This is a genomic window from Streptomyces sp. NPDC005483 (assembly GCF_040606035.1).
In the GTDB taxonomy this organism is placed as follows: domain Bacteria; phylum Actinomycetota; class Actinomycetes; order Streptomycetales; family Streptomycetaceae; genus Streptomyces.
This window is the reverse complement of the sequence record NZ_JBEXEA010000069.1, coordinates 1-23,070: the sequence shown is the minus strand read 5'-3', so window position 1 is coordinate 23,070 and position 23,070 is coordinate 1. Positions and strand designations below refer to the sequence as shown.

The 23,070-nt window shown below is 68.7% G+C and carries 20 protein-coding genes and 1 tRNA gene; 6 read left to right on the top strand and 15 right to left on the bottom strand.

What is annotated here, in order from left to right; translation table 11 throughout:
- Positions 1-50 precede the first annotated feature (50 nt).
- The 3 genes from ABZT06_RS48625 to ABZT06_RS48615 all read right to left on the bottom strand — a co-directional run bounded on the left by ABZT06_RS48625 (position 51) and on the right by ABZT06_RS48615 (position 2,175).
- Positions 51-127: transfer RNA gene (locus ABZT06_RS48625), tRNA-OTHER, on the bottom strand.
- A 157-nt stretch (positions 128-284) separates the two neighbouring features.
- Positions 285-944, bottom strand: a complete 660-nt coding sequence (locus tag ABZT06_RS48620) for a hypothetical protein (protein ID WP_355755920.1) — start codon at positions 942-944, stop codon at positions 285-287.
- A gap of 928 nt (positions 945-1,872) precedes the next feature.
- Positions 1,873-2,175 carry a hypothetical protein gene (locus ABZT06_RS48615; RefSeq protein WP_355755918.1) on the bottom strand — a complete coding sequence of 101 codons (303 nt, stop codon included), beginning with the start codon at positions 2,173-2,175 and terminating at the stop codon, positions 1,873-1,875.
- Positions 2,176-3,081: 906 nt separating this feature from the next.
- Between ABZT06_RS48615 and ABZT06_RS48610 the strand changes: the two genes are divergently transcribed.
- Positions 3,082-3,540: a hypothetical protein gene (locus ABZT06_RS48610; RefSeq protein ID WP_355755916.1), complete on the top strand. Its 459-nt coding sequence runs from the start codon at positions 3,082-3,084 to the stop codon at positions 3,538-3,540.
- A gap of 96 nt (positions 3,541-3,636) precedes the next feature.
- Here the strand turns inward: ABZT06_RS48610 and ABZT06_RS48605 are convergent, their stop codons facing one another.
- Positions 3,637-4,878: an MFS transporter gene (locus ABZT06_RS48605; RefSeq protein ID WP_355755914.1), complete on the bottom strand. Its 1,242-nt coding sequence runs from the start codon at positions 4,876-4,878 to the stop codon at positions 3,637-3,639.
- 196 nt (positions 4,879-5,074) lie between these two features.
- Here ABZT06_RS48605 and ABZT06_RS48600 point away from each other — a divergent pair, with 196 nt between their 5' ends.
- Complete coding sequence (locus tag ABZT06_RS48600) at positions 5,075-6,148, top strand: AraC family transcriptional regulator ligand-binding domain-containing protein (protein WP_355755912.1); 1,074 nt, start codon at positions 5,075-5,077, stop codon at positions 6,146-6,148.
- A gap of 20 nt (positions 6,149-6,168) precedes the next feature.
- Here the strand turns inward: ABZT06_RS48600 and ABZT06_RS48595 are convergent, their stop codons facing one another.
- From ABZT06_RS48595 to ABZT06_RS48585, 3 genes are read right to left on the bottom strand one after another with little or no spacing between them, the layout of a single operon-like run.
- The gene (locus tag ABZT06_RS48595; protein ID WP_355755910.1) at positions 6,169-7,581 is read right to left on the bottom strand and encodes an aldehyde dehydrogenase family protein; all 1,413 of its coding nucleotides are present in this window, start codon (positions 7,579-7,581) and stop codon (positions 6,169-6,171) included.
- Positions 7,578-8,456: an SDR family oxidoreductase gene (locus ABZT06_RS48590; protein WP_355755908.1), complete on the bottom strand. Its 879-nt coding sequence runs from the start codon at positions 8,454-8,456 to the stop codon at positions 7,578-7,580. Before ABZT06_RS48590 ends, ABZT06_RS48595 begins: the two co-directional genes overlap by 4 nt.
- The gene (locus tag ABZT06_RS48585) at positions 8,453-9,799 is read right to left on the bottom strand and encodes an NAD(P)-binding domain-containing protein (protein WP_355755906.1); all 1,347 of its coding nucleotides are present in this window, start codon (positions 9,797-9,799) and stop codon (positions 8,453-8,455) included. Before ABZT06_RS48585 ends, ABZT06_RS48590 begins: the two co-directional genes overlap by 4 nt.
- Positions 9,800-9,996: 197 nt before the next feature.
- On the opposite strand from ABZT06_RS48585, the gene ABZT06_RS48580 reads away from it, so the two are divergent.
- The 3 genes from ABZT06_RS48580 to ABZT06_RS48570 all read left to right on the top strand — a co-directional run bounded on the left by ABZT06_RS48580 (position 9,997) and on the right by ABZT06_RS48570 (position 14,664).
- Positions 9,997-10,620: a TetR/AcrR family transcriptional regulator gene (locus tag ABZT06_RS48580; protein WP_355755903.1), complete on the top strand. Its 624-nt coding sequence runs from the start codon at positions 9,997-9,999 to the stop codon at positions 10,618-10,620.
- A 1,075-nt stretch (positions 10,621-11,695) separates the two neighbouring features.
- Positions 11,696-13,903, top strand: a complete 2,208-nt coding sequence (locus ABZT06_RS48575) for an MMPL family transporter (RefSeq protein ID WP_355755900.1) — start codon at positions 11,696-11,698, stop codon at positions 13,901-13,903.
- 104 nt (positions 13,904-14,007) lie between these two features.
- Entirely contained in the window at positions 14,008-14,664 is a 657-nt protein-coding gene (locus tag ABZT06_RS48570) for a response regulator transcription factor (protein ID WP_355755898.1), read from the top strand.
- 23 nt (positions 14,665-14,687) lie between these two features.
- Here ABZT06_RS48570 and ABZT06_RS48565 read toward each other — a convergent pair whose 3' ends face one another.
- The 6 genes from ABZT06_RS48565 to ABZT06_RS48540 all read right to left on the bottom strand — a co-directional run bounded on the left by ABZT06_RS48565 (position 14,688) and on the right by ABZT06_RS48540 (position 19,571).
- On the bottom strand, positions 14,688-15,362 hold the full coding sequence (locus tag ABZT06_RS48565) for a response regulator transcription factor (protein WP_355755896.1): 675 nt from the start codon (positions 15,360-15,362) through the stop codon (positions 14,688-14,690).
- A gap of 1,113 nt (positions 15,363-16,475) precedes the next feature.
- On the bottom strand, positions 16,476-16,814 hold the full coding sequence (locus ABZT06_RS48560; protein WP_104780727.1) for an XRE family transcriptional regulator: 339 nt from the start codon (positions 16,812-16,814) through the stop codon (positions 16,476-16,478).
- Entirely contained in the window at positions 16,811-17,188 is a 378-nt protein-coding gene (locus ABZT06_RS48555) for a type II toxin-antitoxin system RelE/ParE family toxin (protein WP_355755893.1), read from the bottom strand. The genes ABZT06_RS48560 and ABZT06_RS48555 overlap by 4 nt, the downstream gene beginning before the upstream one ends.
- A 188-nt stretch (positions 17,189-17,376) precedes the next feature.
- Positions 17,377-18,690, bottom strand: a complete 1,314-nt coding sequence (locus ABZT06_RS48550; RefSeq protein ID WP_355755891.1) for a replication-associated recombination protein A — start codon at positions 18,688-18,690, stop codon at positions 17,377-17,379.
- A 120-nt stretch (positions 18,691-18,810) separates the two neighbouring features.
- Positions 18,811-19,179 carry an MmcQ/YjbR family DNA-binding protein gene (locus tag ABZT06_RS48545; protein WP_355755889.1) on the bottom strand — a complete coding sequence of 123 codons (369 nt, stop codon included), beginning with the start codon at positions 19,177-19,179 and terminating at the stop codon, positions 18,811-18,813.
- Positions 19,176-19,571, bottom strand: a complete 396-nt coding sequence (locus ABZT06_RS48540; RefSeq protein WP_355755886.1) for an MmcQ/YjbR family DNA-binding protein — start codon at positions 19,569-19,571, stop codon at positions 19,176-19,178. The genes ABZT06_RS48545 and ABZT06_RS48540 overlap by 4 nt, the downstream gene beginning before the upstream one ends.
- 236 nt (positions 19,572-19,807) lie before the next feature.
- Between ABZT06_RS48540 and ABZT06_RS48535 the strand changes: the two genes are divergently transcribed.
- Positions 19,808-20,638, top strand: coding sequence for an AraC family transcriptional regulator (locus tag ABZT06_RS48535; protein ID WP_355755884.1), 831 nt, complete (start codon positions 19,808-19,810; stop codon positions 20,636-20,638).
- A gap of 76 nt (positions 20,639-20,714) precedes the next feature.
- On the opposite strand, the gene ABZT06_RS48530 is transcribed toward ABZT06_RS48535, so the two are convergent.
- Both ABZT06_RS48530 and ABZT06_RS48525 read right to left on the bottom strand, forming a co-directional pair.
- Entirely contained in the window at positions 20,715-21,710 is a 996-nt protein-coding gene (locus tag ABZT06_RS48530) for an alpha/beta hydrolase (RefSeq protein ID WP_355755882.1), read from the bottom strand.
- A gap of 135 nt (positions 21,711-21,845) precedes the next feature.
- Positions 21,846-22,868: a zinc-binding dehydrogenase gene (locus ABZT06_RS48525; RefSeq protein WP_355755879.1), complete on the bottom strand. Its 1,023-nt coding sequence runs from the start codon at positions 22,866-22,868 to the stop codon at positions 21,846-21,848.
- Positions 22,869-23,070 lie beyond the last annotated feature (202 nt).

The following is a 23,070-nucleotide window of genomic DNA, read 5'->3' as shown; positions in this document are numbered from 1 at the left end:
GATCCGACCCCAAAAAATGAACGTTTCCGCAGGTCAGAGGCTTGCACAGGTGGGGCGGGTGGGACTCGAACCCACGGCCGACGGATTATGAGTCCATTCAGGATCTTGGCGGTCCTTGCCATTTCACTTCGATTCATGGCGTTCTTGCAGGTCACGCGAGTGCATCCCCGACGGCCTTGCACGGTCCTTGTCGGTTGGTTCCGGTCCTTGTGGTCCCTATGTGGTCCCTGCGGTTCCTCTGAGATGCCTGTCCGGCACGGAATCCTCCGTGCCGGACAGGCATCTCAGTCATCTCTTCCGGTGCTCTCGCTCGGCAGGAAGGTATGGCGTGCCCAGAGGCCCAGCATCACTGTTCCACCGACCAACAGCGATACCGGGTCGTAGGCACGAGGAGTCAACGCATATCCGAGCGCCGTGACGGTGCAGACTGTCAGGACAATGAACGCGCTCCCCGACCGCAGCATCGGCCGACCTGCGACCAGTACGCTCCCCCCGCCGGGCACCCAGGGTCCGACAGCGATTGCCAGCAGTCCCGCGGTAACGCAGACGTCGCCCAGTTGGAATGACAGCGCCTCGGAGCCATGTGGGCCGCCGATCATCCGCAGTCGCAGGGTGTCGCCGATCAGCATGAGGAACAGTCCGACGATCGCTGCCCACACAGTGGCCTGCTGGTCGCACCGTACGAGACGTCGCAGGACGAGCAGAAAACTGAGGGACACGACTTCCGAGGCCCAAAGGACGCCGATCATCCCCGTCTCCGGCCGCCAGCCATCACCGGCTCTCCCCAGGAATACCCATCCGGCCATGAACACAGCCCCGGCCGTGACGGCCCCATCAAGCACGCGCCGCAGCCACGCGTGCCGACCGGTACCGGCATCGGCGGCGACCACCAGACCGGCCATCCCCAGACCGACCGCGATCGTCACTCCGGTGACCACCGCCAAACCGGCCAAGCCTCGTGAGTCCAGTCCCTGCGCCGGTTGAGCCCACAGCGCGGTAGTCGCGGCCCGATAGACGCCCCCGGCGGTCGTAGATCCCGCCAACAGCAGCAGCCGCTTCCGCACCCGCCCACTCGCGCCCCAGACACGGAGCAGCAGAGAGAACGTCAACACCCAGCAGCTGATGGACGGTCCGAGGGACATCATCCGCGCCGCCAGACCCTCGCCTGCCCACCATCCAGGGCAGGCGGCACTGTTCCAACAAGACATTCCACAGCGGCCGCGCTCCAGACACTTGCCCTGGCCCAATGGCAGCAACTCGTCTGGACCGTGAGCCCGTCCGACGGCTTCCCCAACCTCAACATGCAGGTGCGCCTTTCAACCGGCGCCGGCCGTCAGGACCTCCCCCACGGCCGTCGGCCCCGTACGCAGACCGTACGAGACTCACCACCAGCACCGGGCGGAAAAGTCAGCTGACTCACTCATGTTGCGTAAAGAGAGAGACCAGCCCGCGGCCACAGTCTCAGTGAGCTTCTGGACAACAACACCACCAGCCAGAACCGGCTGAAGGCTCCCAGCGCAGAAGGCACCTCGGCATCGTGGACTGGCTCACGGCCCGCCGCCACTCCATCGGCCCGGGGCGCAACGACTACCCGCCGGCCCGTGGACTTCAGTTCCCGCAGCCAACTGGTGCTCGGTCGGCTGTCGGATGCGGACGAGGCCGTTCCCGCCCCCGGTACCGTGCTCCTCGGCCGTGATCTGACCCTGCGTCTCGTCCAGCCGTCGCTGGTGCACGCCCTCACTGATGAAGTCCTCCAAAAATCCCCAGGGCTGCTCCCGTTCCAGCGTTGTTCAAGGCTGCTTTGCCCCGGGGTGCGTTCATGGGCGGTTCGGGCAGCCAGTCGCGCGCCGGGTCGTACTCCAGCCATCGGCTCTACCCTGCTTGCGCGGCGCAGGCGGCGGTGAGGCCGTCCAGCCCAGGGTGTCCGTTGCCTGTGCGCCACAGCAAGCGACCAGGCGTACAGCGGTGCGGGGTTGACCAGGGGAATAGAACGCAGCCCGGGACCTCCGGCAGCGGCACGTCGGCGGGCAGCAGCGAGAAGCGTCGCGGGTCCTGCGCCACATCGGCGAGGAAGTGGGTAAGGCCCAGGTTGACGCTCGCGGCTCTGTCCTGGATGTCGAATCGGTCGGCGAACTGGTGGAGGAAGTCGAGCCGCTCCAACTCACCGGGTGCCAACAGCAGGCTGCCGCGCAGCTGGCCTCCAGGTAGCCGTTCGTCCGCTCGACCAGACCCTTCAGTCCGGGTCGCGGGGCCCGGCAAAGGATCACCTTGCAGGCCAGCAGCCCGGCCAGGGCGGCGAACTCATGCCCCGGGCGGCGTCCGATGGCCAGCTCGTTGTCCCACTGCACGCGTGATCCGACCGGGCGCTCTGCGGACGAAGGCTCACAGCCGACGAATGAGCAGGGACCCAGCCGGAAAACCTACACACGCGAGGCATCGGCGCCGTCTTGGTCCCTGTCTGGTCCCTGGATCGTGGCTCCGAGCCCCAGGGCAGCTGTTCCCGGGTCCGACAACCACCCTGACCACCTGCTCCGCCCCAGGTCAGAGCCGCGCGCCTACTCGCGGACGGCGCCAGACTCAGAAGAATCCGAACTCGCGAGCAGCGGATTCAGTCCGTTGAGAGCAAGTTGACGTTCAGACGCTCAACGCGGAACGTTTCCGCAGGTCAGAAGCCTGCACAGGTGGGGCGGGTGGGACTCGAACCCACGGCCGACGGATTATGAGTCCATTGAGGATCTTGGCGGCCCTTGCCGATCATTGCCGATTCACGCCGTTCTTGCAGGTCAGACGTGCTGATCCGTGTCAGCCCTTTGCAGTGCTTGTCGGTCTGTTCCTGTCCTTGCGGCCCCTCAATGGCCCCTGAGAGTCAATAAGTTGAACGCTCACCACAGCAGCAGCCGCGTTCACCCCGTCCAGCCAAGGGGATAGAACCCTCGCACAGCGGATTTCCCTTCCAACGCGCAGAGGCTCCTCCCCGATACTCACGGGCCGGAGCCTCTTGAGCTGTACCGCGTGAGGGCGGATAGTCGAGCTCCCTAACGAGCAGATGTCGGCGGTGACTCCGCCTGAGACACTCGTTTCATGCTTGGCCAAGGTTGGCAATCGCAGTGGGAGCGGGTAGGCCGCCGCCTTGAGGATGTGCGGGCCGTATACACGGGCGCGCCAAGAGGCACCGACGCCGCAGTCGACCTGGTTCTGTCGTTCCTCGAGACCGTGTATCACCTCAAGGACTGGCTGAAGAACGATCCAGGGAGCAGATTGACCAGTAAAGCCGTGGAGGACCTGATCAACAGCAGTCCGGTGCTCCAGGTCTGTGCAGATCTCGCCAACGGCTCGAAGCACCTCAAGCTGAACAGGACGAGGACGGGCGACCTTTCCACGACGATCGCGCGGAACGACGTCGAGGTCTCTGTCGGCACCGGGACCTCGGCGCACCGCTTCTGCATTGCGTCCGGCGGCACGGAGCACGACGCCTTGCAGATCGCCGAAAACGCTGTTGATCAGTGGAGCGGGTTCCTCTCCACGCGTGGCCTCATCTAAGTCGGGGGCAGAGGTCGATTCGAGGGCGGGCTCGGTGCCAGCGTCCGGCCGGGGCCTCGGGGCGTCTTCGACGGCGACACCCCCGTCATCGATCGCTCAGCCGAGTAGTCGAGGATCTACCCGGTCGACGGGAGGGACGCTTTCCGTGCGGGTCGGGCTCGAAGGTTGGGTGAAGTGGCGGGCGGCAGCCAGGAGAAGAACGGCCAGTGCGGCCGGTAGCGCGTAAGCGAGACGGAAGTGGCCGGTGGAGCCGAGGAGTCCGCCGACGGCGCCACCGGTGATGACCCCGGCGTAGTTGAAGAGGTTCAGGCGTGCCAGGACCGCCTCCGAGGCCGTTGGACGCAATCGCGCGGCGGAAGCCAGGCACAGCGGAGCCAGCACAGACACCCCGAGGCCCGCCGCCCCGGAAGCGAGCACGGCGAATGGCCAGCCCGGCGCGGCAGCCAGAGCTGCCAGGGCGCCGGCGGCCAGCAGGGCCGCGGTGCGCACGACGGTGACCGTTCCGAGCTTCTGTACGAGGCGATCGGTGCCGGCTCGGCCGATGACCGTGCCTGCCTGATAGGCCGCGTACGCCAGCGGCGCGACCGTGAGGGACGCGGCGAGAGTCTGCCGCAGGTAGACCGCCGACCAGGCCGAGACGGAGGATTCGATCACGTAGACGACCAGGAGAACCAGGCCGAACGGGATGAGCCGGATCCACACGCGGTGCCCGAGCGGGGGCTGCGCGACGGCGGCCGGGGGTCCCTTGGGGGCGGGGAGGTCATGTGTGCGCATACACACGGCGAGGAGCAGGACGCTGCCTGCCTGCAGGGTCAGGCCGCCGGCCACGGGCCACTCCAGCCGGGCTGCCCCGGCGGTGAGCAGCGCCGCGACCACGCCGCCCATGCTCCATGCCGTGTAGAACGAGCCGAACACACTGCGGCCGTAGGCGCGTTCGATCTCGGCGGCCCGGGTGTTGACGCTTACGTCGAGGGCGCCGACAGCGAGCCCGAAGAGGAGGTACGCGCAGGTGACGGCAGCCTGGCCGGGGGCCCAGCCGATCAGCACCAGCGCGGCCACGGCCGTCAGCATGGCCCCGCGCATCGCGGCGACGGGACCAGCACGGCGGATCGCGGAGAGACCCAGGAAGCTGCCGCCCCCTGCCGCCAGCGCCACAGCGACCATCAAGGCGGTCGTCAGGAGAGGGGCCAGTTTCAGGTGTTCGGTGACGGCCGGGACAGTCGTGTACACGGCGGCGACACAGGCGCCCTGTGCGGCGAACGCGATGGCCGCGACCCGCCGGGCACCGATCTTGGAGACTGGGCTCCCGGACCCAGCCCGGAAGGCATTAGAGGGCATGGTGCTTTCACACCTTCATTTCCAGTGTGCGTGGGAGGGCCGACGAGTCAACGCGGTACGGATTCCGGAAACCGTAGTCAGGCGTGGAACGCGGGCGCACGGACGCCAGGGGCCGTACAGGGGACTTGGGGGGCCAGGCCCGCGACCGGGTGGTGCCAGGCTGCCTACAGTGGTCGCCGAGGAGAAGGTGAGTGCGATGTCCCTTGCCCCCGACCCGGCGAACCCTCCGGGGACCAGCCGCAGCACATCGGCGACGATCCAGCCGAACATCCTGCGCTGTCTCGTCACAGTCGCCGACGAGCGCGGCATCGATCTGCGACCCCTGCTGAAGCAGGTCGGGCTGGACGAGACGGTCATGCGTTCCGCCGCGCTGAGGGTGTCGTACCGGCAGGGCAGCGCGGTGATCCGGCGTGCTCTCGAGCTCACCCGGGACGAGCGCCTGGGGCTGAAGGTCGGAGCGGCACAGCACCTGACCGCGTGGGGCCTGCTCGGCTTCGCTCTGATGGCCGATGACACGCTGCAACACGCCATCGAGACGGGAGTGAAATACCAGAACCTGTCCGGGGCGATGGTCGTGTGGTCGGCCGCCACGAGCAAGGAGGACGAGGCCTTCGTGCTGCGTGCCGACCTCCCCGATCCCGCCATGGACCCGGCCGTGGCGTCCTTCCTGAGCGAGGAGGCGTTCGCCTCCGTGGTCACACTGTCGCGGCTGGCCGTCGACCCGGCATTCGCGCCACGGGCAGTCGAGTTCTCCTTTCCGCCACCTCGCCAACTCGACCTGTACGGCGCCCTGTTCCGCTGTCCGGTCCGATTCGGCGCCCCGACGAACCGGATGCTCATCGACGCCACGTGGGCTCGTACCCGGATGCCCGGCCGGGATCCAGTGGCCTACGCGTCGACACTGGAGATGCTCGACGCGCAGATGGCTTCCCGCCGTGACCAGCAGGACCTGCTGGAGGTACTGGAGATCTCCGTCGCGCAGAGCCTGCCGGCGATCCCCTCCTTCGCTGAACAGGCACGGCGGCACTCGACGAGCGAACGGACGCTGCGCCGCCGACTGGCCGACTGCGGCACGACGTACGAGGCACTCGTCGAGGGAGTACGCCGGGAACGCGTCGAACAGCTGCTGCTCCGGCCGGAACTGACGTTGTGTGACATCGCCCGGCGGGCGGGATTCTCCGACGAGCGCGCGCTGCGCCGCGCGGTACGTCGCTGGCACGGTACCTCCCCGGTCCACCTGCGGGAGCAGATGCGTACGGATCGCTCCTAGGCCAGGGCCCAGGCCCGAGGTCAGTGTGTGCGGATCCAGACCGTCTTCTCCCGGGTCCACTGGTCGAAGGCGTTGGTGGACTTCTCCACGCCGCCGAATCCGGACTGCTTCCAGCCGCCGAAGGGCGTGGTGATGTCGCCCTCGCTGTAGGCGTTCACGGAGATCACTCCGGCCTCGATGCCGCGTGCCAGCCGCAGCGCGCTGTCGAGGTCGCGGGTCCAGACCGAGGCGGCGAGCCCGTACTCGGTGGCGTTGGCCATCCGCACCGCCTCGTCCTCCGAGGCGAAGGTCTGGACGGTGACGACGGGCCCGAACAGCTCCTTGGTAAGGACGTCGCTGCCGTCGGGGGCGCGGGTGATCACGGTGGGCGGGTAGTAGGCGCCGTGCGGAGGCAGACCGTGGGGCAGTCCCCCGGTATGGACCTTGGCTCCACCGGCTCGGGCGACCTCCACGGCTCCCGCTACCCGCTCGAAGGCGGCACGGTCGATGAGCGGCCCCACCTGCGTGCGCGAGTCGGACGGGTCACCGATGACGAGTTCCCTGGCCGCGGCCGTGAACCGCTCCAGGATCTCATCGGCGATACTGCGGTGGACCAGGACGCGGGAGCCGGCCGTGCAGTTCTGCCCCGTCGTCAGGAACGCGGCCTCGATCATGTTGTCGATGAGCTCGTCGCCGTAGGAGAGCGCGTCGGCCATCAGTACCTGGGGACTCTTGCCGCCCATCTCCAGTGAGACGCGCTTGAAGTTGCTCTCGGCGGCGTCCTTGAGGATGCGGCGGCCGGTCGCGGTGGACCCGGTGAAGGAGAGCGCCCCCACGAGGGGGTCACGGGCGAGGGCCGCCCCGGCTTCGGAACCGTACCCGGGCAGGACGGTGAGCACCCCGTCGGGCAGGCCGGCCTCGGCGGCGAGCGTGGCCAGGTGCAGGGCCGAACGCGGGGTTGCCTCGGCCGGCTTGACCAGCAGACAGTTGCCCGCGGCCAGGGCGGGTCCGACCTTCCACGCGGTCATGGCCAGCGGGTAGTTCCACGGCAGGATCGCCGCGACCACGCCGACCGGCTCGCGGCTCATGAGGCCCAGCCCGTGGGGCCCGCTCGGCGCGATCCGGCCGAAGACCTTGTCGGCCGCCTCGGCGAACCAGCGGATCGACTCGATCGCGCCCGGTACGTCGCCCGTACGGCACTCCGTGATCGGCTTGCCCGCGTCCTCGCTGTCCAGCCGGGCGAAAATCTCGGCGTCGCGTTCCATCAGGTCGGCCAGCCGCAGCAGCACCGCGGCGCGCTCCCGGACCGGCAGCCGCGACCATACTCCGGCGGTGAAGACCTGCCGGGCCCGCTCGGCGGCCTTGGCGATGTCGTCGGCGCTCGCGGCGGGCAGGGTGCTGATCGGCTCCCCGGTGGCGGGGTTGACGACATGCAGCGTCTGGTGCGTGCTCATGCTTCCTCCACCAGCTCCCAGCGGCCGTCGGTCCGGCGGGCCAGTCCGCGGCGGCGAAGATCCTCCAGATAGCGGGCCATGCCGCGATCACCGCGCTTGCGGAACAGCGGGAAGATCCTGGGCAGCAGGTTCGGTGCGAGCATCGCGAACCGCACCAGACGGGACTCACCGGTCCGGGGGTAGGCCTCCAGGCGGGGTTTGTCCAGCAGACTCACCACGGCCGCGACGACGTCGGCGGGCCGCTGGGGCCGGTCCTGGAACTGCATGGAGTTGCCGCCGTCCACGGCCTCCTGACGCAGCATCCGGGTGTCGGTCGCCGACGGCAGCACCGAGCCGACCTGGATTCCCTTGCTCCGCAGGTCGAGGCCGATAGCGAGCATCGCGCCGCGCAGCCCGAACTTGGAAGCCGTGTAGATCGGGGTCTCGCCCAGGGGGAAGATCCCGCCGAGGGAGACGGTGGTGACCACTCGGGCGTCCCGGGAAGCCATGAGAAGCGGAATGGCGATCCTGGTGGCAATCAGCGGGGACGTCAGGTTGAGGGTGATCTCCCGCTCGATGCTCTCGACGCTCCGCACGTCGAAGCGTTCCGCGCTGGTCATGCCGACGTTGTTGACGAGCACGTCGAGGCGACCGTAGGTATCGGCGACCAGGTCGAAGAGGCGCTCCATCTTGGCGCGGTCCATCAGATCGCAGCCGATGCCCGTGTGCCCGGCACCGGGCAGGTCGGCGGCGACCTTCTCGGCCCGGGCCTGGTCGATGTCGACGACGACGCAGCGGGCGCCGCCGGAGGCGAAGCGGTGGCACAGCGCACTGCCGATACCGCCCGCGCCGCCGGTCACCAGCATGACCTTGTCGGTGAAGTCGAACCTGCTCATACCGTGGCCTCCGCGCGTCGCGGGGACCGTACCTGCGGCGGCCGGCCCTCGGTCCGCCAGCCCATCTCGCGTGCGACCTTGCCCAGGTACTTCACGAAGGCCCCGCTGTCGACGTAACCGGTGTGGCGGGGCGACTCGACGAACTTCAGCCCGCCGGTCAGGTCCGGTCGGTCGGCACGGATCCTCTGGGTGAACCGCTCGGCATTCGGCAGCCGGTGCCGCGCGTCGTGGAGGTAACCGGCGATCAACTGCGCCTGGGTGTCGAAGAGCTGGTACGCGCCGGAGTTGGTCTCGATGAAGCCGAGGCCGAACAGGCCCTGGTGCTCGCGCGAGAACGACGACAGGTAGAGGTCGGGATGCTGCTCGTCGCCGAAGTACTGCTGCGCTACCGGCACTTTGTGGACGTAGCCGGTGGCCAGCAGGATGAGATCGAAGTCGTCGCTCGTGCCGTCGGTGAAATGCACGGTCCTGCCCTCGGTGCGGGCGATCCCGGGCTTGGCGGTGATGTCGCCGTGCTGGAGGTGGTGGATCAGCATCGAGTTGATGGCCGGGTGGGTCTCGAACAGCTTGTGGTCCGGCTTCGGCAGCCCCAGCCGCGTCGGGTCGCCGTTGATGATCCGCAGTACGGCACCGAAGACGCGCTGCGCCAGCCACATCGGCAGATGCGGCCCGTTGTTGGCGATGGTGTCCACCGGCCGGCCGAACAGGTGCTTGGGGATGAACCAGTACCCGCGCCGCATGCTGATCACCGCGTGGTCCGCCGTCCGGGCAGCGTCGCACGCGATGTCGCACCCGGAGTTCCCCGCACCCACGACCAGGACCCGCTTGCCCCGCAGCTCCTCCGCGCTGCGGTAACCGACGGTGTGCCGGACCTCCCCGCTGAACTCACCCGGCAGTGCAGGGATGTTGGGGTGCCACTGCGAGCCCGTGCACACGACGACCTGTCCGTGCACGCTTGCCCGCCCGTCGGCCCGGGTGACCGTCCAGGTTCCGTCCACGTTCTTCTCGACGTCGGCGACCTCGACTCCGAACTCGATCCGGTCCGTCAGCCCGTAGGCATCGGCGAAGGACCGCAGGTACGACAGGACCTGCCGGTGCGGCGGATAGTCCGCGAAGTCCTCGGGCATGGGGAATCCGCCGAACCCCGACAGGGTCCTGCTGGAGATGAAATGGGCCGACTCGTACATCGGGCTCCCGGGATTGTCGATGTCCCAGATACCGCCGGACCCGGTGTGCCGCTCAAGATGTGTGTACGGCAGATTCCGCTCCGCCAGAGCCCGCGCGACCGCCAGTCCGGCGGGTCCCGCCCCGATCACACACGTATCAAACTGGATTTCCTTCACGAGCCTGCCTCCTCGTTCCTCCCGCTTCCGGGAGCGGGTGTGGGAGGCAACGTATTCACCCGCCGTTTCCGCGCGAACTGACCCACGCGGCCACAGACCGGACCTCAGCGGCCGTGCCACTGCAGCATCCTCCGTCAGCTCGGCGCCTGACTTGTTCGATCGACTTGTTCATAAGACTTGGTCGCTATGATGCAGTCATGGCTCACGTTCCCGCGGCCGAGCGCCGTCCTCAGCTGATCAAAGCGGCGATCACTTTCATGACGAGGGAAGGGGTCGCGGCCGGCAGCACTCGTGCCATCGCCGCTGAGCTGGGGGTGGCTCAGGCCACGGTGCACTACACCTTCGGCACGAAGGAAGGGCTGTACCGCGCTGTCATGGAGCAGCTCACGCAGGATCTGATCGCCCAGGTCGAGGCGGCCGCTCCGGCCGATGCCGGATTCGAGGAGACGGCCAGCACGTTGGCCGCCGCTCTGTGGCGAACGGTGCGTGAGCAGCCCGCCAGCCATCAGCTCCTCTCGGAGCTGACCATGTTCGCACTGCGCACCCCCGCTCTGAGCGAGGCCCTCGACAGCCACCACCGGGGGGTGACCAAGGTGACGGCGCGACTGGTGACCGAGGCGGCCGAGCGCACCGGACAGCAGCTGGCCCAGCCCGCGGAAACGATCGCCCGGTTCTTCCTCGCCGGGTTCGACGGGCTCACGATGCAGCGCCTCTCTCATCCCGACGAGGAGGCCGAGCACACCTGCCTCCAGGCTTTCGTGTCCGCCGTGGTCGCCATGGCCGGCGGTCGGCTGGAGCTGGTGTCCGTACCGGCAAGCTGACAGCTGCAGGACGCGTGCCCAGCCGTCGCGGTTCTCTGTGTGAACGGCGGCGGAGAACGCCCTCTGAGGCGCCGCGTCGACGTCGACGTCACCGTTCGCCCTGCTCCAGGACGTGACCGACGTCGTCGAATTCCCGGCCCGCGGTTGCGCTCAGCGTGAGGCGTACCCACGGTGGCGACGCACTTGTGGTCGACGGCCTGGACGGCATCGGCGGCCCATGACTGCTCCTTCCTCAGATCCGATGGCAGGAGACTCGGTGGCGTCATGGTTGCCGCATCCGGACCGGGCCGCCCTGCTCGGCGTCGTCGACGGTGCCGAGGCGCGCTCTCCGACGCCCCGGGTGAAGGAGCGCGGCACCATACCGCGTCGCTCGCTCGTCCTGGGCGGCAGCGCCGACGATCTCTGCCTTGCACAGCGAGGTCTCACAGGTCAGGCCATCCGGATCACGGGCGTTCGGGGCCCGCCACGACGGCGCCAGGGGTCACCTCGCCCGCCACCTGTCCCATCCGGGGCAGGGTGACGTCCATCTCCGGCAGTGCCAGCAGATCGGGGCGTGCGCCCGGAGAACCACCTGACCTTGCCGTCACGCACAGAGACCCGAACGCCGTGCCCCGCAGCCTGGTACGCCGCCACACCGGCGTCCCTCGCCGACGCCAGGACGCGCATCCTGGACGGCCGCCGAGCCCATCTCCGAGCAGGCCACGAACCCGGTCGCATGCCTCCGGGACGCCCCCGGACCTGCCTGCCTCGACGAGCTCTCGCATCGTGGTGAGCCCGACCGGCCCGGCACCGGTCACGACACCGCCGTCCTCTCGGCCCCAGCGCCCGTTCCCGGCTTACGTGCCGCGCGCACGGTCCTCCGGCTCACAGCCAGCTCACGCCGAGCGTGACAGATGCAACAGTCGAGCGACTCGATCGCTCGACTTGAGCAGGTGATAAAGTCGGCCTATCGAACACGGCCACCCGTAGGCGTTTGCCCCGTCACCTGACCGCATTCCCGACCGGTGTGCCCTCCGCTCCCCCGCCCCTGTCCGCGCTCGGACCTGCGGGATCCCACCGTCCAAGGGAGTTCGTCATGGCCGTCCTGCTCCACCGGCTGGGCCACCGCGCCTACCGCCACCGAAAGCTGGTCCTGGGCATATGGCTCTTCGTCCTGGCCGCGCTCATCACCTGCGTCAGCGTCTTCAGTGGCAAGCTCGACGACCGCTTCTCGGTGCCCGGCACAGAGTCGCAGCGTGCGCTGGACAGCCTCAACAAAACCCTTCCGGAAGCAGCGGGCGCCAATGCCCAGATCGTCTTCACCGCGCCCAAGGGCCACCAGGTCACCGAGGCGCCCTACACCGCGGCCATCGCCCGGACCGTCACGGCGGCCGAGAAGGCACCCCAGGTCAGCGAGGTCGTCGAGCCCCGCGCCTCAGGAGCCGTCTCGGCGGACCGGACGACGGCGATCGTCCAGGTCCAGTACCCGGTACAGAACGCGCAGGTCCGCACCTCGTCCACCGACGCGATCGAGAACGCGGCCAAGGCGGCCGAGCAGGACGGGCTGAAGACCTCGGTCGGCGGTTCCGTCTACAGCAGCAAGGGCGTCCACGTCGGCCCGTCGGAGATCATCGGCGTGGCCGTGGCCCTGCTCGTCCTCGTCGTCACGTTCGGTTCGCTGCTGACCGCCGGGATGGCACTGCTGCCCGCGCTGATCGGCGTGGCCGTCGGTCTGGCCGGGCTGCTCGCTCTGGCACCGGCGGTCAGCATCTCCTCGACGGCCGTGACGCTCGCCCTGATGCTGGGCCTGGCCGTCGGCATCGACTACGTCCTGTTCATCGTCTCGCGCCACCGCCAGCAACTCGCCCGCGGAACCCACCCGAAGGAATCCATCGCGCTGGCTACCGGCACGGCCGGCAGCGCCGTGGTCTTCGCCGGCACCACCGTGATCATCGCGCTCGCCGCCCTGAGCGTCATCGGCATCCCGTTCCTGACCACGATGGGCCTCGGGGCCGCCGGAGCCGTACTCATCGCCGTACTGGCCGCGATCACGCTCGTCCCCGCCATCGCGGGATTCGCCGGCTCGAGGCTCACGCCCAAGCCCGGCAGCCGCGCCGCCCGGCGGGCCGCCGACACCGAAGGGCCCACCGGCCACACCACCATGGGCGCCCGCTGGACCAAGTGGGTCATCGCCAAACCGCTGCTGACGGTGCTGGCCGTGGCGGGCATCCTGCTGACCCTGGCCCTGCCCGCCTCAGACCTGCGCCTCGCTCTTCCCGACAACGGCTCCGCCCCGCACGCCTCCACCGAGCGCAAGGCCTACGACACGATCAGCGACAAGTTCGGCGACGGATTCAACGGCCCGCTCCTCGTGCTGACCGAGACCAAGAGCGGTACGGCTTCAGCGAGTTCACAAGCCGGTGCCCAAGTGGCCCGGAAGCTGCAGACCCTCAAGAACGTCAAGGCCGTCCTGCCGCCCCAGCCCACCAGCGACCCGGCGCAGAGCGTCATCACCGTCCTGCCCACGTCCGGTCCGGACAGCGCCCGCACCGGCCAACTCGTCCGCGACATCCGTGCGACGAGCGCTGACCTCCGTGCCACCACCGGTGCCTCCATCGCGGTCACCGGCACCACCGCGGTCAACATCGACGTCTCCAACCGGCTCAGCGACTCCCTCCTCCCCTTCGTCGCCATCGTCGTCGGCCTCAGCCTGCTCCTACTGATGATCGTGTTCCGTTCGCTGGTCATCCCCGTCAAGGCCGCCGTCGGCTTCCTGCTTTCGGTGGGCGCCTCGCTCGGGCTGGTCGTCGCCGTCTTCCAGTGGGGCTGGCTGTCCGACGTCCTCGGTGTGCCGCACAGCGGCCCCGTCGTCAGCTTCCTGCCGATCATCCTGATCGGCGTGCTGTTCGGACTGGCCATGGACTACGAGGTATTCCTCGTGTCCGGCATGCGCGAGGAATGGGCCCACACCGGCCGGGCACGACAGTCGGTCATCGACGGTGCACGCCACAGCGTTCGGGTCGTCACCGCGGCCGCACTGATCATGTTCACCGTTTTCGCCGGATTCTTCCCGCTGGACGACTCCCTGATCAAACCCATCGCGTTCGCCCTGGCCGTCGGCGTGGCCATCGACGCCTTCGCCGTCCGTATGACGCTCGTACCCGCGGTACTGGCCCTCGCAGGGCGGGGCGCCTGGTGGCTGCCGGCCTGGCTGGACCGGATACTGCCCGATCTTGACGTCGAAGGCACCAGCCTTCAGAAGACGGCGTCGACGGACCGCAAGGAACCCCAGCCCGTCTCCTGAATCCATCCGGTGGGCTCGCGGCGCCGACTGCATCGTGAGCCCGCTCGGGACCGGACCGCCACCGCTCGAATCCCCACTCCTCCAGGCGACCCGAAGGACGAACGATGCACCGGGTACTCCTGACGGGCGGCCCCGCTCTCCTGCGCGAGGCCTACGCGCGCGTCATCGAGGACTCCGCCCTCCTGACCGTCCAGGCGCAGATCCCCGACCTGGCCAGTGCTCTGGCCCAACTGCCTTCACTGAGGCCGGACATACTCCTCATCGACGCCATGGCCATGGCTTCTTCCCCGCGGACCACGACACTGCTGTCCCTGCGCCTGGCCGCAGCCCGGACCACGCTCGCCGTCATCGGTGAGACACCCGCCGAGGAGGCCGGTTCGCTCCTGCGCGTCGGCGTCACCGGCATCCTCGGCCAGCAGATGGAAGCGGCTGCCTTCGTGGTGGCTCTCGACCTGATCAGCCGGGGCGGGACGGTCATCTCCTCGCCATCCATGGTGACGAGGATCTCCGCCAACCCTCCCAGTCCGACACTGGATCAACTCTCCGCCAGGGAACGGCAGGTACTCGCCCTGGTCGCGACCCAGCCCGACAACGGCACGCTGGCGCGCCTGCTGGGCATCAGCCCTCTCACGGTCAAGTCCCATGTGAACCGGATCCTGCGGAAGCTCGGCGCTTCCTCCCGCGCCCACCTCGTCACCATCGCCTACGAGAGCGGACTCGTCAGCCCCGGACCGCCGACCGGCCGCCCGTGCGCGTACTGAATCACCGGATCACATCTCCCCCGTTATGAGGGACCGATGGAGGCGATGCCCGTCTGGTAAGCGATGACGACGAGTTGGGCACGGTCGCGGGCGCCGAGTTTGGCCATGGCACGGTTGGCGTGGGTCTTGACCGTGAAGGGGGTGACGAAGAGGTGCTCGGCGATCTCGTCGTTGGTCAGCCCCGTGGCGACCAGGGCCATCACCTCGCGTTCCCTCGGAGTCAGGGTGGCCAGGCGGGTGGGCAGGTGCTCGGGGATGACGGCGGTCGGCTGGGTGAGGTAACGGGAGATGAGGGCCTTGGTGGCGGCCGGTGAGAGGAGGGCCTCCCCGGCCGCGACGATCCGGATGGCCTTGAGCAGGTCCGCCGGGTCGATGCCCTTGCCGAGGAATCCGCTGGCGCCGGCGTGCAGGGCCTGGGCGACGAACTCGTCCTCCTCGAAGGTGGTGAGAATGAGGATCTTCACCCCGGCCAGGCCCTCGTCCGCACTGATGATGCGGGTGGCCGCCAGGCCGTCCATCTCGGGCATGCGGATGTCCATCACGATGACATCGGCGCGGTAGGTGCAGGCGAGTTCGACAGCCTCACAGCCACTGCCTGCTTCGGCTACGACCTCCATGTCGGGCTCGGTGTCGATAAGGAGGCGGAAGGTGCCGCGCAGGAGGGCCTGGTCGTCGGCGAGGAGGATGCGCAGGGTCACAGGCTGTCGTCCTTGGCGGGGTGCAGGGGAAGGGTGGCGTGGACGCGGAAGGTGCCGTCGGGCGCATGGCCGTGGTGAGGGTGCCGTGGACGGCGTCCGCGCGCTCGCGCATGCCGATGAGGCCGTGTCCCGTTCCCGCGCCGTGAAGTCCCGCGCGGGCGGGGTTGGTGATGCTGTCCGGGTGCCTGGGCTTTCGCGTCCGCGAGGAGACTCCACGTGAACCCAGGGGATCCGCCGAGGAAGCACCCCACTGACCTGCGTTTCCTCAGGTAAGGGGTGCAAGCAAGTGGAGCCTAGGGGAGTCGAACCCCCTCGTCTGCCGTGTCCTCATACAGATCGGTGAGGCCGATGACGACCCCCGCAGGGCCGTTTTCTCTTCGGGCAGTTCCCCAGCACGCGACCGCGAACCAGACAGATGTACCGGCATCCGCACCGCCCTCGCTGCCGACCCGGTATTCGACTGGCCGCAATGGGATGTCGATCTCCCCTCGGAGACACCGTCGGCCAGGACCCGACTGCGCCGCCCCGGCCCCCGTAAGGCCCCTGGGTTTCGTCATCGACCTCAAGCCAGCCGCCCGGACCCCGAGTGACGGCCTCGATCATCTGCTCCACCGCAGGTCAGAAGGGCTGCAACTCCTCGACCACTACCCGACCCCAAACCCACGAGCAGCGGATTCAGTCCGTTCAGGCAAAGTTGACGCCCCGACACCCAAAAATGAACGTTTCCGCAGGTCAGAAGCCTGCAAAGGTGGGGCGGGTGGGACTCGAACCCACGGCCGACGGATTATGAGTCCATTGGGGATCTTGGCGGCCCTTGCCGATCATTGCCGATTCACGCCGTTCTTGCAGGTCAGACGTGCTGATCCGTGTCAGCCCTGTGCAGCGTTTGTCGATGCGTTCCTGTCCTTGCGGCCCCTCAATGGCCCCTGGGGGTGAGTTGGACACTTGCCAGAGCAGCAGCTGCGTCCGCCCTGTTCAGCCGAGGGGCTGGAACCCTTCGCGCAGCGGAGTCCCTTACCGACGCGATGATGCTCCATCCCAGGCCACCTGACGTCACGAAGCGATCCCGCCCTCTGGACTGTGCATCGACCTGGTAGCGGCGCGTCGATCGAGTCAGCCGAGTACGTAGCTCTCATCACCGAAGTCAGCGACGATCTTCAACTTGCCGCCGAGCGCCTTGACGTACGCGGCGAGGGTGTCGACCTCGCTGCGCTCCAACTGACCCTTCTCGATGCGCGAGACGCGGGCCTGGGTGACACCCATGGCTTCGGCGACCTGCACCTGTGTGGTGTGCTGCCGCTTCCGCAACTCGGCGAGGCGGTGCACACGGGAGGCCAGGACCATCGCCTGCGCCCCTTTCTGGATCTGGTCCTTTTCGGCATCGGTGAAAGCGAAATCCTCGGCCAGATCTCCCCAGGAGACGGCCTGCGGGTCCTTGAGGTGATCAGTCATCGTGCCCCGTCCTCTCCATCGATTCGCTTCAGATGCTCCGCGTACGCCTGCTCCGCCTGGGGCACCGCGACGCGGTACCAACCGGACCAGTTGCCTGCCTTGTCACCGCCGACCAGGATCACAGCCTGGCGGTCCGGGTCGAACACGAACAGCAACCGCACTTCCGTGGCCCCTGCCGAGCCGGGGCGGAGCTCCTTGAGGTTCGACAGCGCCGAGCCCTTGATCGTGTCCACCAGAGGCCGACCCAGCGCGGGACCTTCCTCCTGAAGGGCAGTGACAGCCTGGCTGACCTGAATCAGGGTGTCGCGGTCAGTACGGCGCAGGCCGTGAAGCCACGAAAGAGCTGGCTCAACCACGACGATCTTCCAAGTCACGCATGAGCCCCCATCTGCAATTATTATGCTTGCAGCATACACCACTGACGTCATAACGGGAGGGACGCGGTTCTCGCAGTCACCTGCGTGCTCGACGACACGCCACGACGGCAGGAGTCGTCCCCGACATTTGGCCGTGCTGCGGTCCGACGCGAGGGCCCTCGCAGAGACGTCGCGGGCGCGGCCGGTCAGCCGCGTTGCCGGCGGGCGCGCAGCGCGGCCCAGTGGCGCAGGCGCTCGGTGATCTGGGCTTCGTAGCCGTTGCGGGTGGGCTGGTAGTACGTCTGGCGATTCATGTCGTCAGGGAAGTAGTCGTCACCCGAGAAGCCGTCGGTTGTGTCCGGGTCGTACTGGTAGTCCCTGCCGTAGCCGAGGTCTTTCATCAGCCGGGTCGGGGCGTTGAGGATGTGGGCGGGTGGCATGAGTGAACCGGTGTGCCGGGCTGATCGGTGTGCGGCGTTGAAGCCGCGGTAGACGGCGATGGACTTGGGGGCGGTGGCGAGGTAGACGACGGCCTGGGCGATCGCCAACTCACCCTCGGGGGAGCCGAGTCGCTCGTACACGTCCCAGGCGGCGAGGGCCTGCTGGACGGCGTGCGGGTCGGCCATGCCAATGTCCTCGTTCGCGAAGCGGACCAGGCGGCGGGCTACGAACAGCGGGTCCTCGCCGCCGTCGAGCATGCGGGCGAGCCAGTACAGGGCCGCGTCCGGGTCGGAGCCGCGCATCGACTTGTGCAGCGCGGAGATCAGGTTGTAATGGCCCTCCTGCGCCTTGTCGTACAGCGGGGCACGCTGCTGGATGTGATGGGCGAGCCCGGCGGTGTCCAGGGTGGTTTCGGTGTCCGGGAGGGCTTGGAGCTGTTCGGCCATGTTGAGGAGGTAGCGGCCGTCGCCGTCGGCCATGGCGATCAGTGCGCGGCGGGCGTCGTCGTCCAGGGGCAGATGGTGGCCGGTGAGCTGCTCGGCGCGGTCGAGGAGCGTGGACAGTGCGGCTTCGTCGAGGCGTTTGAGGACGAGGACCTGGGTGCGGGAGAGGAGGGCGCCGTTGAGTTCAAAGCTCGGGTTCTCCGTGGTGGCGCCGATCAGGGTGACGGTGCCGTCCTCGACGTAGGGCAGGAAGCTGTCCTGCTGGGCGCGGTTGAAGCGGTGGATCTCGTCGACGAACAGCAGGGTGCCCTGGCCGATGCCGCGTCGGCTTCGTGCGGCGGCGAAGACCTTGCGCAGATCGGCGACGCCGGAGAAGGTGGCCGACACTGGCTCGAAGGCCAGGTTGCCGGCGTCCGCGAGGAGCCGGGCGATGGTGGTCTTCCCGACGCCGGGCGGGCCCCACAGGATGGCGGAGCCGAGGCGCTGCTGGGCGACCATGCGGCCGAGCGGGGCGTCCGGGGCAAGGAGGTGGTCCTGCCCGACGACATCTTCCAGCTGGGTGGGGCGCAGGCGGTCGGCGAGGGGCCGGGAGGGCTCCTCACCGAAGAGCGGCAGGGTCACTTCGGTCGGTTCCATCGGTCTCTCGGGTCGCAGGCAGAGGCGTGCGGACAGGTGCGTACGTGTGCGGACATGACGAGCCTTGCACGGGGCACTGACAGGCGTCGGCTCAGCCGCTCGTGGGGAAGCGCGCGGCGCTCATCGGGCACCGGGGCGGTCGCGTCGCGGCAGCCGCTCGACGGCCAGGTGGTAGGAGTCCTCGACCACGTCGGTGACCAGCCGCTCGGTGATGCCGGGTCCCGGCCCCAGTGAGATCCAGTGCCGTTTGTCGAGATAGCGGCCCGGTGTGATCGATGCGTGGCCGCGCTCCAGTGCCCGCGCGTGCTCGGGTTCGCACTTGACCGTGATGATCTGTTCGTCCGGGTCGTCGGTGACGATCAGGAACACCTTGCCCGCGACCTTGTACACGTCGAGCCCTGGGGTGAAGGGGTATCCATGGCTGACGTCGGGCAGGGCCAGCGCCACCTGTCGGGCGGTGTCCTGAAACCGGTCACCGGCCGCGCTCACCGGGCCGCCCGCGTGCCGGTGCCGTAGATGTGCGGGTCGACGGGCTGCTCGGCCTTGGGCAGGTGGGCGACGACGAGCCGGTAGGAGTCGGTGACGAGCTCCCTGACGAGCTCCTCGTCGACGCCTTCTCCGCTCTCCAGCGTGATCCAGTTCCTCTTGTTCATGTGATAGCCGGGGGTGATGTGGCTGTACTGCTCCCGCAGGGCCTGAGCCTCTCCGGGGTCCGCCTTGAGGATCACGACGGGCCGCCCCGGGACCTCGGTCATCAGCATGAACACCTTGCCGCGCACCTTGAAGACCTCCCAATCAGGACCGAAAGGGTGTTCCAGCTGAGCTCCGGGGAGCTCCTCCGCGCAGTCGGCGGCGGTCTTGTGCAGGGCCGGTCCGTTCATGGGCGTTCCCTTCCTCAAGTGGTGACGGACTGTGGCATCGAAAGACGTGGAGGGCGCGCCGCGCGGGCGCGGCGGCACGTCCCATCCTTCCGCCGCAGCCAACCAGAAAGGCAGTAGGCTGCGGACACGTGATGGTCGACAGGCGACACCCTGACCCGAGCGGAAGCGCGGCCGGTCCGGCTGCGGTACCGCTGTTCGGTTTTCAGCCCCCGGTCGGCACCCCGTACGGCCTTGAGGTGAGTACCGTCGAGGACTTCTTCACCCACCACGACGACTGGCCGTGGAACCCGCCCCGTCCGGGCCGCGCCACCTTCCACTACCTCATCGCCGTCACCGAGGGTGAGCTGCGGCACGACGTCGACCACGTCACGCGGACCGTCGCCCCCGGCCAGTGGCTGTGGGTGCGTCCCGGGCACGCGCAGTGCTGGCATCCGCCCGGTGCGGCCCGCGGCCCGTTCATCCTCTTCGAACCGGACGTGCTGCGGCCCGACCTCGCCCGTCTCCTGGCCCCGCTCACCGCGCACCAGGCCCCCGCCGTGCTCAGCCCGCACCCCGACGACACCGCCTGGCTCCAGCAGACGGCACTCCAACTCCTGGACGAACACCGCGCACTGGGGCGCCGCCCCCTCGACATCCACCACGCCCTGCGCCGCAGCCTGCTCGAATCGCTGCTGCTGCGCCTGGCCAACTCCCCTGGCATCGCCACCATCGGAACGGCCACGGCCGGCGCCGGCCGTGCCGACCGGTACGGACGCTTCCTGGACGCCCTGGAGCTGCACTTTCGCGAACTGCACCAAGCCGCGGACTACGCCGAGTTGCTCGGCTGCTCGGTCCGCACCCTCAGCCGCGCCACCCGGGACGCCACCGGCAAGGGGGTACGTGAACTCATCGACGAGCGGCGCCTGTTGGAAGCCCGGCGCCTGCTGGGAGCTGCCCGGTGGGATGCCCGCGCTGTGGCCGTCCACCTCGGCTTCACCGACCCCGCGAACTTCGGCCGCTTCTTCCGCGACCGCACCGGCCTCACCCCGGCCGCCTACGCGGCCCGCGAAGCGAGGACCGACGCTTGACGGAAACGCGGTGAACGCCGGGCTTGCCCGTCAGGAGGCAATGGCTGTCTTCGCAGTCTGCGCGTTGTCGCACCACTCACCTGTCAAGGGCCCGCCGGATGAACTCCTCACGGGTCGCGCTGGAAGCGCGCGACACAGCCGCATGATCCACCGTCATGTCGAACCCGTGGAAGCTCCCGCCCCACATGTGCAGATCGACGCTCACTCCCGCCTCGGACAGGCGGCCGGCGTAGCTCAGGATCTCGTCGCGGAACCCCTCGGCCGAGCCGGTGTCGATGTAGGTGCGCGGCAGCCGGCTGAGGTCCTCGGCGCGGGCCGGCGCGGCGTACCGCGACACGTCCGGGCCGCCGCGCCGCTCGCCCAGTACGGAGGTCCACGCGTACAGGTTGCTGTGGCGGTCCCATACGCCTTCGCGGTCCACCATGCGACTGCTGTGCGTCTCGAGGCGGTCGTCGAGCATGGGGCAGATCAGAATTTGGTGGCTGAGCTCGGGAAAGGCGCGGTCGCGGGCGAGTAGCGCGGTCCCCGCCGCGAGGCCGCCGCCGCCACTGACTCCGGCGATCATGAGGCGCTCGGGGTCGATACCGAGCTCGGCCGCGTTCTTCGCCATCCACACCAGGCCCGCGTAACAGTCCTCGACCGGCGCGGGATCGGGGTGATCCGGCGCCAGTCGGTACTCGACCGACACGACGACCGCGCTCCCCTCGATCACATGGGGAAGGAGATGACTCACGTGGTCCCGGCGTCCCCCCATGATCATCCCGCCCCCGTGGAGGCTGAGGATGCCTCCCTTGGGGCCTCGGTCCTCGGCAGGGCTGAGGATCAGCACAGTGATGTCCGGCTCGCCTTCCGGCCCGGGTACTCGGCGCTCCTCCACCCCCACTCTGCCGCCCGCCGTCAGAGCCTCCGAATCCAACCCGGGGGAACCCTGGGCGATCTGCCGTCGGATCTCTGGCAGGGTCTCGTCCGACAGGGCAGGAAACACGGCCCCCCGCGCCTCCTCGACGGGCGCGAGTTCCGGGTCCAACGGGGGCCGGGTGGTCAAGGCACCAAAGGGGTCTGCCGCTGTCATCTGTTCTCTCCTTCGGAAACGACGAGGAGCGGCGGCGCTCACCGCCGGGTTGAGGTACTCACGGCGCACGATGTGTGGGTGCGAGTCGATCGACTCGATGTGTCCGATGGCCTTGTCGCGTCCCGCGATGCGTTTTCAGTCGTCGAGGACGACGACGTGCTTGCCCGGCGTGGTGCCGGATTCGAGGTCGGCCTGGGCGTCACGGACCTGTTCCAGGCCCTGGTAGACCTTCGCGACCGGGACCTTGAGCCGTCCCTCCGCAATGGCCTGGAGTTGATGGGCGAAGACGTCGGCCGGGAGGTCGGCGGCCTCGCCCGCGTAACTGGTCAGCCGCACCCCGCTGGGGACCATGAACGGGGTGAAGTCGGGGATCGTCCACGCGCCGCCCAGGGCGCCGGTGAAGCAGACGGTGCCGTGCACGCGCACGCATCCGAAGGTGTCCGGCAGGGTTGTGCAGCCCACCAGTTCCAGCGCGGCGTCCACGCCCTGCGGTGCGAGGTCCCGGACCCTCTCGGCGATGTGTCCGTCGTCCACGATCGGATGGTCGACACCCATGGCCCGCAGTTCGTCGGCACGCCCGGCGTGACGCGTGGTGGAGATGACGGTGGCGCCCATGTCCTTGGCCATCGCCGCCGCGCTCAGCCCGACCGTTGAGGTGCCGCCGCGGATCAGCAGCGTATGCCCGGCCCTGAGATCCAGGCCGGTGGTCAGCGATCCGTAGGCGGTCTGGAACATCTCCGGCAGCGCACCGACGACCTCCCACGGCAGGGTGGTCTCGAACGGGATGACCTGCGCCGCGGGGACGGTCACGTACTGGGCGTACGCGCCGTCGTACGAGCGCCCCATGCCGCCCATCATCGTGGCCACCTGCTGTCCTGGCTTCAGTGAACTGTTCTCGTCGGCCTCATCGACGATGCCGACGCCCTCGATGCCGGGGATGCGAGGGTAGGTGACCTCCGCGTCCGACTCTCCCTTGCGGGTGGTGACTTCGGATTCGTTGACGCCGAATGCCTTGACCCTGATCCGCACCCAGCCGGGCTTGCGGACGGGCACCGGCACATCCTGGATCTGAAGTGCGTCGAGGCCGCCGGGCCGGGTGACGACGACGGCCCGCATCGTCGCCGGTGCGGCGTCGCCGGCTGCTGTCGGTTGACTCATGTCGAGTACCTCGCTCCCTGTTGTCCCCTGCCTCGTCCGTATCGCCCGCCAGCCGTCAAGGACGGTCGATGCCCTCCCACAGGCCGAGGGTCTGCTGGTAGTGGGCGGTGGCTTCGAAGGGCGGGTTGCCGACGCTTCCCGAGGTGGGTTTGTCCGTGACAGCGGGCCACAGACGGGACTGTTCACCGGTGGCGAAGTCGAG

Coding starts and splice junctions, on each gene's coding strand:
- ABZT06_RS48610 (WP_355755916.1), top strand. CDS start 3,082: ATGCTTGGCCAAGGTTGGCAATCGCAGTGGGAGCGGGTAGGCCGCCGC.
- ABZT06_RS48605 (WP_355755914.1), bottom strand. CDS start 4,878: ATGCCCTCTAATGCCTTCCGGGCTGGGTCCGGGAGCCCAGTCTCCAAG.
- ABZT06_RS48600 (WP_355755912.1), top strand. CDS start 5,075: ATGTCCCTTGCCCCCGACCCGGCGAACCCTCCGGGGACCAGCCGCAGC.
- ABZT06_RS48595 (WP_355755910.1), bottom strand. CDS start 7,581: ATGAGCACGCACCAGACGCTGCATGTCGTCAACCCCGCCACCGGGGAG.
- ABZT06_RS48590 (WP_355755908.1), bottom strand. CDS start 8,456: ATGAGCAGGTTCGACTTCACCGACAAGGTCATGCTGGTGACCGGCGGC.
- ABZT06_RS48580 (WP_355755903.1), top strand. CDS start 9,997: ATGGCTCACGTTCCCGCGGCCGAGCGCCGTCCTCAGCTGATCAAAGCG.
- ABZT06_RS48575 (WP_355755900.1), top strand. CDS start 11,696: ATGGCCGTCCTGCTCCACCGGCTGGGCCACCGCGCCTACCGCCACCGA.
- ABZT06_RS48570 (WP_355755898.1), top strand. CDS start 14,008: ATGCACCGGGTACTCCTGACGGGCGGCCCCGCTCTCCTGCGCGAGGCC.
- ABZT06_RS48560 (WP_104780727.1), bottom strand. CDS start 16,814: ATGACTGATCACCTCAAGGACCCGCAGGCCGTCTCCTGGGGAGATCTG.
- ABZT06_RS48550 (WP_355755891.1), bottom strand. CDS start 18,690: ATGGAACCGACCGAAGTGACCCTGCCGCTCTTCGGTGAGGAGCCCTCC.
- ABZT06_RS48540 (WP_355755886.1), bottom strand. CDS start 19,571: ATGAACGGACCGGCCCTGCACAAGACCGCCGCCGACTGCGCGGAGGAG.
- ABZT06_RS48530 (WP_355755882.1), bottom strand. CDS start 21,710: ATGACAGCGGCAGACCCCTTTGGTGCCTTGACCACCCGGCCCCCGTTG.
- ABZT06_RS48525 (WP_355755879.1), bottom strand. CDS start 22,868: ATGAGTCAACCGACAGCAGCCGGCGACGCCGCACCGGCGACGATGCGG.